Origin of the sequence: Streptomyces tricolor (genome assembly GCF_002155905.1) — a bacterium.
GTDB classification, from domain to species: domain Bacteria; phylum Actinomycetota; class Actinomycetes; order Streptomycetales; family Streptomycetaceae; genus Streptomyces; species Streptomyces tricolor.
In genome coordinates, this window is the sequence record NZ_MUMF01000581.1 from 1 (window position 1) to 9,848 (window position 9,848).

11 protein-coding genes are annotated in these 9,848 nt (G+C 70.7%); 3 read left to right on the forward strand and 8 right to left on the reverse strand.

Annotation, left to right across the window (positions count from 1 at the left end; genetic code table 11):
- Positions 1-44: 44 nt before the first annotated feature.
- On the reverse strand, positions 45-560 hold the full coding sequence (locus tag CCN44_RS34190; protein WP_079081413.1) for a GNAT family N-acetyltransferase: 516 nt from the start codon (positions 558-560) through the stop codon (positions 45-47).
- A gap of 137 nt (positions 561-697) precedes the next feature.
- Here CCN44_RS34190 and CCN44_RS34195 point away from each other — a divergent pair, with 137 nt between their 5' ends.
- The gene (locus tag CCN44_RS34195) at positions 698-1,927 is read left to right on the forward strand and encodes a glycoside hydrolase family 88 protein (RefSeq protein WP_059255944.1); all 1,230 of its coding nucleotides are present in this window, start codon (positions 698-700) and stop codon (positions 1,925-1,927) included.
- A gap of 12 nt (positions 1,928-1,939) precedes the next feature.
- Here CCN44_RS34195 and CCN44_RS34200 read toward each other — a convergent pair whose 3' ends face one another.
- The 6 genes from CCN44_RS34200 to CCN44_RS34215 all read right to left on the reverse strand — a co-directional run bounded on the left by CCN44_RS34200 (position 1,940) and on the right by CCN44_RS34215 (position 6,495).
- Positions 1,940-2,716, reverse strand: coding sequence for a glycoside hydrolase domain-containing protein (locus CCN44_RS34200; protein WP_059255946.1), 777 nt, complete (start codon positions 2,714-2,716; stop codon positions 1,940-1,942).
- 86 nt (positions 2,717-2,802) lie between these two features.
- Positions 2,803-2,979 (reverse strand): hypothetical protein, encoded by a 177-nt coding sequence (locus tag CCN44_RS44685; protein WP_158103190.1) that lies wholly within the window; start codon positions 2,977-2,979, stop codon positions 2,803-2,805.
- A 10-nt stretch (positions 2,980-2,989) separates the two neighbouring features.
- Entirely contained in the window at positions 2,990-3,238 is a 249-nt protein-coding gene (locus CCN44_RS34205) for a hypothetical protein (protein ID WP_143650159.1), read from the reverse strand.
- A 92-nt stretch (positions 3,239-3,330) separates the two neighbouring features.
- Entirely contained in the window at positions 3,331-3,513 is a 183-nt protein-coding gene (locus CCN44_RS34210; RefSeq protein WP_059255950.1) for a hypothetical protein, read from the reverse strand.
- Between the two features lie 70 nt (positions 3,514-3,583).
- Complete coding sequence (locus CCN44_RS44690) at positions 3,584-3,757, reverse strand: hypothetical protein (RefSeq protein ID WP_158103191.1); 174 nt, start codon at positions 3,755-3,757, stop codon at positions 3,584-3,586.
- A 269-nt stretch (positions 3,758-4,026) separates the two neighbouring features.
- Positions 4,027-6,495, reverse strand: coding sequence for a cyanobactin maturation protease PatG family protein (locus CCN44_RS34215; RefSeq protein WP_086702244.1), 2,469 nt, complete (start codon positions 6,493-6,495; stop codon positions 4,027-4,029).
- A gap of 538 nt (positions 6,496-7,033) precedes the next feature.
- Between CCN44_RS34215 and CCN44_RS34220 the strand changes: the two genes are divergently transcribed.
- Positions 7,034-7,669, forward strand: a complete 636-nt coding sequence (locus CCN44_RS34220) for an AfsR/SARP family transcriptional regulator (protein ID WP_079081415.1) — start codon at positions 7,034-7,036, stop codon at positions 7,667-7,669.
- Between the two features lie 134 nt (positions 7,670-7,803).
- Entirely contained in the window at positions 7,804-8,430 is a 627-nt protein-coding gene (locus CCN44_RS34225) for a pyridoxamine 5'-phosphate oxidase family protein (protein ID WP_059255954.1), read from the forward strand.
- 41 nt (positions 8,431-8,471) lie between these two features.
- Here CCN44_RS34225 and CCN44_RS34230 read toward each other — a convergent pair whose 3' ends face one another.
- Positions 8,472-9,683, reverse strand: coding sequence for a M20 metallopeptidase family protein (locus tag CCN44_RS34230; RefSeq protein ID WP_059255956.1), 1,212 nt, complete (start codon positions 9,681-9,683; stop codon positions 8,472-8,474).
- Between the last annotated feature and the right edge of the window lie 165 nt (positions 9,684-9,848).

Consider the following 9,848-nt stretch of genomic DNA (forward strand, 5'->3'; position numbering starts at 1 on the left):
CCCCCGGCGCCCTCAACCCCCCACCGCCCCGCCCCCCGCCGGCTTCAGTCCTCCGCGTCCACGAAGCCCATCCTGCGGTTCATGGCTATGGCGCTCGCGTTCGCGGGGTGGTGGAACGTCCGGACCGTGGCCGCTCCGCACTGCTTGGCGAACTCCAGCCCGAGCGTCTTCATGGCGATGGCGATGCCACGCCCCCGGTAGCCGGCCCGTACGCCGGTCATCTCGTTGAACACGAAGTCCCCGTGGACCGACGTCGCCGCCATACCGACCCACGTCTCGCCGTCCAGGGCGATCACGACGCCCCGCGGGTCGTAACCGGCGGCCTCGAAGCGCCGCTCGGCGTACTCCTCGAACGAGTAGAACTCGCCGCGCTCCGGGATGTCCGCCGAGCACTCCTTGTTGAGGTCGTACAGCGCCCGGCGATGCTCCGGCGTGTCGCCCAGCTCGGCGAGGGTGGCCAGGCGGATGCCGTCCGCGCGGCACCGTGACACGTACGTCTCGAAGCGCGGCGCGTCGAACGCGGCGACGTCCAGTTCGAGCTTCACCCAGTGAACGGTCATGTTTCTCCTTCGTCGTGCGGGGGCGCATCCCTCGGCGTTCACGCTGATGAACTGTGCTCACGTGGGTGTACATCGCCGGAGGTGCTGTGCAAAGCTCGGCCAACTTCTCATGTCCGAGGCGGAGTTGGAGGGCGAGCATGAGTGTTTCCCGGCGTGCGCTGTTGGCGACGGCGGCCGGTGCGGCGGCCGTAGGGGCCTCCGCGGTGCCGGCCGCGGAGGCGGCGGACCGGCAGCCGGCGGGGGCGACCCTGCGGACGCTCCGGGCGGCGGCGGACTACGCCGTCGAGAAGGTCCGCGCCGTCGCGCCGGGCGTGACGGGCTTCCCGGTCGGGACCAGGTTCGAGAAGTGGACGTACTCGCGCAACGGGGACTGGGTGGGCGGCTTCTGGCCCGGAACGCTGTGGATGGCCTGGCTCCACAGCAAGGACGACTCCTTCCGCGCGTGGGCACTCGACTCGGCCCGCGACCTCGCCCCCCGCCAGTACGACACGAGCACCCACGACCTCGGATTCCTCTTCTCCCCCTCCTGGGTCACCGCCTGGCGACTGACCGGCGACGACATGTGGCGGGCCGGCGCGATACGCGCGGCCGACTCCCTGATACAGCGGTACAACCCGCGCGGCAGGTTCATCCGCGCCTGGGGCGCGCTGACGGACCGCGCCAACGCGGGCCGCGTCATCATCGACACGATGATGAACCTCGACCTGCTGGTGTTCGCGAGCCGGCAGACCGGCGACACCACGTACCTGGACATCGCCGTGCAGCACGCGAAGACCGCGCAGCGCTTCTTCCCCCGCCCGGACGGATCCACCCCGCACGTCTACGACTTCGACCCCGACACCGGCGCGCCCATCGGCCCGAACACGGTCCAGGGCTACAGCCCGGCCTCCTGCTGGTCACGCGGGCAGGCATGGGGGATCTACGGGTTCACCACCATGTACCGGCGGACGGGCGACAAGGAATTCCGGGATACCGCGCGGAAGCTGGCCGACTTCGCCATCGGCGCGCTGACCCCGGACCACGTCCCGGTCTGGGACTACCGCGCGCCGCAACAGCCGTACGACATCAAGGACGCCTCCGCCGGCGCCGTCATGGCCTGCGGCCTGCTCGACCTGCACGCGGCGACGGGCCGGCACACCTACCGGGAGGCGGCCCTGCGCCTGCTCACCGCGCTCGCGGAGACCTGCCTGACCACGAACTCGGCCCGCGCCGACGCGGTCGTGGCCCGCTGCACCCGGAACCGCCCCGCCGAGGACGGCATCGAGATCTCGCTGCCCTACGCCGACTACTACCTGCTCGAAGGGATCCTGCGGGTGCTCCGGCCCGAGGACGTGGACCGGGCCATCGATCTGTCACAGCCGCGGTGAGGCCGGGCGGCGTCAGGTGACGACCCAGGTGTTGGCGTCCGCGTCCCACTGGCGGGCCGGATGGGACGGATCCGGGGCGTCCGACGAGTCGAGATCCCAGTTGGCCACCGTCTTGGTGCTGCCGTCGGGCAGCTTCGTCGTGATCGAGGCGAAACCCTGGATCCACTGCCAAGCCGTGGCCTGGGCGAATCCCGACTGCGTGGGCTCGGGGACACGGAACTTGTCGGGCGCCACCAGCGCCTGGTTGTGATGGTGCAGGAACTGGTTGATGTTGAACGCCCAGACGGTCAGATCGGGGTTGGCCGCCAGCAGTTGCGCCCCGGTGTCCTTGAAGGAGCAGTAGACCGCCGGCAGATAGGCCGTCTCGTTCGAACGGATCACCTCGCACCAGGCATTGACGTACGCGAGGAAGTTCGCCGGCAGATTCCCGCCGATCTCGATGTCGAGGTAGATCCTCGGCGCTCCCGGCAGCGTCTTCTCCCATACGTCGGTGAATCCGGCTTTGTCGGCGAGTTTCGCCGCGTCCCGGGCGTCCTTCTTGCCCTGGGCCGCGGTCAGGGTGTGGGAGCCAGGCCCGGACGGATGCTGCTGCCCCACGTAGACGGGTGCTATGCCCCAGCCCGGGCCCATCGCCCGCAGGTCCGCCCGGCGCTCCATCCAGCTGGCCTCCGGGTGTGACGGTGCGGGGGCGAGGTAGAAGCCGGTCCACAGCAGATTGGTGTGCGTCATGAGCCCTGCCATGAACGCGTTGCCCGGGTAGGCAGACCGGTCGATTCCCGCGAAAGCCATCGTTCTCCCCTTCGCTGTCGAGCCGAGTCGTTCTGTGAAGGGCGCCCGACCGCGTCGGCGCGGCCGGGCGTCGTACCAAGGGGCCCTCATATGAGGAGGCGACCCAGCACGCCGAGCATGGGCAGGAAGTCGGCCTCGACGCCGGCGGGGTCGTCGTAGCGCTGCGCCGGGGCCGACGTACGGTCGACCGCGGGTGTCTGCTGCGGCAACAGCGGCACCACCGGCGCGGGACGGGGGAGTTCTCGTACGGGATCGTCGTTCATCGTTCCTCCCTCAGAGGATGTCAGGAGGGTCGGCCCAGTCGGCGCCTGGTGCCGGGTCGCACCCGAAGCCCAGGGCGGGGCCGCAGAGCCACAGGCTCGGGTCACTGGGGTCGTGCCCGTGCGCACCGCCCACTTCGTGTTCCATCACGCTCGGAGTGCCGTCGCTGTCCTTGAACGGCGTGCGCACCCGGAACGGCTCCAACCGTTTCCGGCGGTCGATCACCCGCTGAACCGGCAGATTGAGTTCCATGGCGGTCACCTTCCCGTCCCGCCCCGCCCGGGACGCTCAGGGGGTGCCGCGCCGGTGGCCGGTGCGCGCCCGGAGGCGCCGGCGCGGCTCGCAAGGCGGTGTCAGATGAGCACGTTCTTGAGGAACCTGCCCAGATTGAAGCTGGCCTCGACGCCGGAGGTGTCCTCGGGGTCGGCGGCCGTGGTACGGGTGCGGTTGACCGGCGGTGCCTGTTGGGGCATGGCCAGGGAGGTGGGCAGCCTGGTGCCCTTCTCCTGCTCGTTCTGCTCGGTTCGTTCGAACATGGTGGTGCTCCTTTCCGTTGTGGCGGGGCGGCCGGGCGGCCGTCTCGTCCGTCAGGGCGGTGCGGGGAGGTCAGATGCCCAGGATCATCCGCAGGAGGCCGTTCGCCTCGACGCCGGAGCCCTCTTCGGGGTCGGGGATCGTGGTGCGGCTGCGGTTGACCGGCGGTGCCTGTTGGGGCATGGCCAGGGAGGTGGGCAGCCTGGTGCCCTTCTCCTGCTCGTTCTGCTCGATGCGGTCGAACATCTCTCTTTCCTTTCCCGGGGCCGGAAGGGCGCCTGGTCCCTTCCGTCAGATGCGGATGCCGCGCGAGGCGAGACACATCTGTCGTGCCACGCCGGTGAGCTGGCTGCATTTGACAGCGGCTTCAACCCCCTGCCCGGACGCGTGCACGGCTGGGTCTGTGCCCTCCGCGCGCACGATCGGCGGGGCTTGGAGCGGCAGCGTCGTCGGGGACGGTTTCTTCTCTGTCATGGCGGACCTCGGTTCGCGGTGCGAGTGGCTGCGGAGCCCGTTCAGAAGTCACCGAGGAAGCGGTGGACCGGGCCGAGCGTGATCGGGACCGGCTCGTTGACGTCGACGGGGAACAGATACGAGACGCGTGCACGCCGGTCGTTCTCCGGGTCGATGAAACTGACGATCACGTCCTGGCAGTCCGACCCCATGCGCTCGAAGGCGCTCTTCCGGACGGTGATGGTGTCCAGGGTGTAGAGGTGTTTCTTGGCCTCGGGGGCCGCGGGCACGTACGTGGACGACAGGAGCCCCTTCGCGATTTCCTGGCCGAAGTTGTAGGCGTTGGTCCCGGCGTAGTTGAGCGCACGGTCGGCGGAGGTCTGCCCCAGGTTCCGGAACTGGTAGTAGACCTTGTCGAGGAAGGCACGGATGGTCATCTTCACCTCTTCCGGGGGCAGCAGCGTCTCCGGATGTTGGTGCGCGTGCTTCTTGAGTGCCTCGATGACGGCGTTGACCAGTTCGGTCTCGTTCCAGAGATAGACACCTCGCGCGTCGACCCGGAGCTTCGGGACGCGCTGACCGGAGAACAGCCTGACGGTCTCCCCGGTCAGCACGCCGGGGACCGACACCCGGGAGATGTAGTGCTTGGCCGGCTCGGGGACGATGCCGCCGAACTGCTGCGCGGAGCCTGGGCCCGTCGGTTCGTCCGGGCCCTTCAGGGGCTCCTCGCCGACCTGCCCCCAGATCGCGTCACGGAACAGCTTGTAGACCCGGGACACCGGTGGGTAGTACGTGTCGGTGAGGCTGTCGGAACGCGCACCCTCGGGTGGCTCGATCGGTCCGCCCCAGTCCATCCCGAAGGGGGTCTCGGCCTCCAACGCGTAGATCGGGGTGCGGTCGATCTCCAGGGTCCAGATGAGCTTGTCGGACGCCCAGGGGTTGGTGGAGAGATAGGCGCGCATCTGCTTCGGGTCGTACGGGTTCGCCTCCCGGTAGACGGGCCTGCCCTCGCTGTCCGGTTCCGGCAGGGTGACGAACCCCATCAGCTGACGGAAGCTGTCGCGGCGGGCCTCGGTGCCGAAGTCGAAGTTGATCCTGCCGATCGCGTAGACCAGGGGCGGCGGGGTGGTCCCGGGCGCCAGTACGGTGCCGGGCGCCGGGGCACCGCTCGGTGCCGGAGCGCAGGCGGCGGCGACGCCGGCACCGGACGGCTCGGGAACGCCGCCGGCCGCCTCGCGTTCGGGCACGGGTATGGTCCCGGTCGGCGTGTTCCCTCCCCAGTCACCGTTGGTGCCGGTGGGCGCGACTGCCGCCGGTTGCCGGCCCGGGGCTTCACCGCCAGCTCCCGGCCCCGCCCCGGCTCCCGCGCCGCCGCAGCCGCAGCCGCAGGCGGGGAGCACGGCGGGCGGCGCGGCCTCGCCGCCCGCTGCGAAGCCGGGCGGTGTGTTCGCGGCGGGGGCCGCGTTCCGGCCTGCCAAGGTGCTGTCCTGCGGTGAGACCGGGTTCGGCTGGTTCGTTTCCATGGCGTGAGCTCCCTCGCGTACGTCGTCTTCGCCCTGGTCCTCGTGCTCGGGCCGAGCGGCCGGTGCCGGTTCGTGCGGCCGGGCCACGTCGGCCCGCGATCCGTTGCCCGGGGCTGCCGATGGGGCACCCGCACCGGTGATCAGCTCGTAGGCCCGTGGCGCGTCCAGCCGGCCGACGAGCCGGCGGCGGCAGTGGGGTGCATCCTCCGGGACACAGGCGGGGGCCTGTGCGGTGCTCAGGATGGCCTGGCCCGCCGCCTTGGGATCGGGCCGGTGCCCCTGCCGTAGCTGAGCGCCTAGCAGCACAGCGGCGGTACCGGTGACCGCCGGTGTGGCGAAGCTGCTCCCCGTCAGGGCCCGCACGCCGCCGCCAGGGGCGGCCCCCTCGATGTCCTGTCCCGGCGCGGTGACACCGTTGCTGCGGTACACCGCACCCCAGTTGTTCGTCTCCAGGGGCTCCCCGTCCGTCCCCGACGCGCCCACGGCGAGCACGGACGGGAAGGCCGCTGGTACCTGGAGACAGTCGCATCCGTCGTTGCCGACCGCCGACACCACCAGGACGCCTCGGTCGTCGCAGAGCCGCAGCGCCCGTTCCAGCATGCCCTCGGACTGCCCGTCGGCGCTGCGCTGCCCCCCGCTGATGTTGATCACGTGCGCGCCGTGCTCGACGGCCTGCTCGATCGCCCGGGCCAGGTCCAGCTGAGGGACCCTTCCCTCGGCGGTGTCCCGGAAGATCGGCAGCAACAGCCCGCGACAGCGTGGGACCATGCCGGTCACCGGAGTGCCCGGCTGCCCGAACAGCAGGCTGGTGACGTGGCTGCCGTGCAGCGACATCAGCCCCTGCCCCGCGTCGTCCTGCACGAGCGTGTCGAGTCTCGTCAGATCCGCGCCCGCGAAGCACGGATGGGACAGATCCACCGGTCCGTCCAGCACCGCGACGCACACCCGGGGGTCACCGAGAAGGTCGTCCTCGGCGGGGATGCCGTTGAGTACGGAGCGAACGTCCATCGATCCACTTCTCCGCCGTGCGTCGGCGCTGCCGAGCGGGCATGTACGCGGGAACGGAGCATGTCTGCCTTCGACCGTCGCAGCACACCGTTGCTCATCCGTTGACCGGACGTCACCGCGTCGTCCGTGCGGCGTGCCCGGGGACCGCCCGGCCCGTGGACGGTCTGGTCAGGGCCTGTGCGGCAGGAACCGGATTCTTTTCCTGTGCGGGTCGCCGAGCCGTACCCGGCGGGCCCTGTCATTGAACGAACAACAGAGCGGCCCGGCCGCCCCGTTCCCGGCCCGGCGTCGCCGCGTAGTCCGAGGCGTGCCGGTTGCGTCCCCCCGGCGTTGCGGTGGCGTTTCTCGTCCTGTATCCGCTACCGGAACGCACCTGACCTGGGCGTATCCACTCCGAACCCTCGGTCGGCCGATGCCTGCTGCACATGCGCCTGTCCCATGCTGACGGCACAGTGGTGGAGTGTTTGGAAGCGATGTGCGTCTTCAGCTGCTGAAGGCATTCGAACTGTCATGTGACGGCCGAAGGATTGCCCTGCCCATGGGCGCCCAGCGCCTGGTGGCCTTCCTGGCACTGCAGAAGGACGGCGCCCAGCGGGCCTGGGCGGCCGAGCACTTGTGGCCCGACTGCACACCGGGCCGGGCTGCGGGGAACCTGCGGTCCGCTCTGTGCCACGCCAGACGGGCCTGTGCCGCGTCCGTCGTGGAAGCCGTGGGCCAGAGCCTGCGCCTGGCGCCGACGGTCCGGGTCGACCTGCACGAAGCGTGCCGGGCCGGTGACGAGGTGACCGCGGGGCACCGCCCGCCCCCCGGGACCGAGGCCGGGCTCATCGACGCCCTGCGCCAGGAGCTGCTGCCGGAGTGGCCGGAGGACTGGCTGGTCCTCGAACGGGAAGGGTGGGACCAACTGCGGCTGCACGCCCTGGAGACTCTGGCCCAGCAGCTTCAGGCGGACCATCGGTTCGTCCCCGCGTTGCAGGTCGCCCTGGCGGCCGTCGGCATCGACCCGGTCCGCGAGACCGCCCACCGCATCGTGATGGAGGTGCACCTCGCGGAAGGCAATGTGGCCAGCGCGTTCAAGTGCTACCAGCACTACAAGGACCTGCTCGAACGCGAACTCAGCATCTCCCCGTCGCAGCAGATGAGGGAACTCGTGGAGGATTTGATGCCCAGGTGACGGGCGTCGTGGCGGGGCTGTCCGTGCAGTGTGTTCAGGGAATGTGTGGAGTGTTCCGGGAGTTCTGAACTAGGGTGTTCTTCGCTGCTCTTTCAGCAGGCCCAGCTGCTTTGTCGACATGGAGGCGGCGCCGCATGAGCCGTTACGCCCATCTGGCCTTCACGGAAAACGTCCGACGCGTCCAGGAAGAGCGGGGGAGCGCCACGGCCATGACGCGGCTTCTCGCAGGTGACGCCGGGCGGGCCGACCGTCTGGGGGCCGACGAGGCCGAATTCATCGAGGCCCGCGACGGGTTCTACCTCGGCACCGTGAGCGAGACCGGCTGGCCGTACATCCAGTTCCGCGGCGGGCCGCCCGGATTCGTGCACGTCCTGGACGCGCAGACGCTGGCCTTTGTCGACGTACGCGGCAATCGGCAGTACATCACGGCCGGAAACATTCGCGGAAATGACCGGGTTTCGCTGTTCTTCATGGATTACGCACACCGGACCCGGCTGAAAGTGTTCGGCCGCGCGGAGATCAGGGATCCCGCCGAATTCCCGGACCTCGTCGGCCGGTCGGGCGACGCGCGTACCGACGGGCACGCGGAGTGGCTGCTCGTCGTGCGGGTCGAGGGCCTCGCCTGGAACTGCCCCCAGCACATCACCCCGCGGTTCTCCGAGTCCGAACTCTCCGACGCGCTGGAGCACGTGTACGAGCGACTCGTGCGGCTGGAGAAGGAGAACCTGGAGCTGCGGTCGCGGCTCGGGGCTAAGGACTGAGCCGTGCCCCGAGCCGCGCCGGCCTTCCTCCCCGGACCCCGTCAGCCGGCCGCGGCCAGCCGGTCCGCGGCCAGCGAGGCGAGGAGCCGGGCGCCGTCCCCGAGCACCTCGTTGCCGAAGACCGCGTCGGGGCTGTGGTTGAAGCTCGCCGACCCCGGGTCACGGTCGGGCGGGCAGGCACCGAGGAAGAGCATCGCCCCCGGCACCTGGTCCAGGACGAAGGAGAAGTCCTCCGACGGACTGAGGGTGTTCGGCGCCCAGACGAGCCGGTCCGGTCCGAGCACCTTCTCGACCGTGCCGGCCGCGAAGTCCGCCTCGGCGGCGTCCACGACCGTGACCGGGTAGTCCATCGCGTGCTCCACGGCCACCGTGACCCCGTGGGCCGCGGCGACACCCTCCAGCACCCGCCGCACCCCGTCCACCACCTGGGCCTTGGCCCCCGGCCCGAAGGTCCGGACGCCGATCTTCAACTCCGCTTCGTCCGGGATGATGTTGGCCGACGTGCCCGCGTGGACGCTGCCGACCGAGAGCAGCACCGGGTCGAAGGGGTCGAAGCCCCGGCTTGCGTACGTCTGCAGCGCCAGGATCATCTCGGCGGCGGCCGGCACCGGGTCCTTGAGCAGGTGCGGCTGGGAGTCGTGCCCGCCCCGGCCCCGCACGGTCACCCGCAGCGCGTCGCCGCCCGCCAGCAGCGGGCCCTTGCGGGTCAGCAGCCACCCGGACGGCAGCATCGAGGAGGCCACATGCAGCGCGTACGCGGCGACCGGACGTCGTCCGGCCGCGTCCAGCACCCCCTCCTCGATCATCAGGCGCGCACCGTGATGCCCCTCCTCACCGGGCTGGAACATGAACACCACGTCGCCGTGGAGTCGGTCCCGCTCCGCGGCGAGCAGCCGGGCCGCGCCGACCAGCATGGCCGTGTGCAGGTCGTGCCCGCAGGCATGCATCCGGCCCTCGATCTTCGAGGCGTACGGGACGCCGCTGGCCTCCGTCAGCGGCAGCGCGTCCATGTCGGCGCGCAGGAGGACGACGGGACGGTCGCCGTCCCCCGCGTCCGTGCCGCCGCGCAGCACGGCGGTGACGGAGGTCAGACCGCTGCCGGTGGTGATCTCCAGGGGCAGCCCGTCGAGCGCCGCGAGTACCTTGGCCTGGGTCCGCGGGAGGTCCAGCCCGAGTTCCGGCTCCCGGTGGAGGTCCTCGCGCAGCCGTACGAGGTCCTCCACCAGGCCCGCGTCGAGCGCCCGGCCGGTCACTTGACCGCCGTGATGATGCCGTGCGGGGTGATGGCCTCGGCGCAGCGGGTGCGCCGCACCTGGTCGAACCCGACTTCCTTCAGCGACTTCTCGTAGCCCTCCCAGGAGTAGAGCATCCCGCCCTCGCCGGCCACCGCCGCGAAGAAGGGGCTGGCCAGGGCGGCC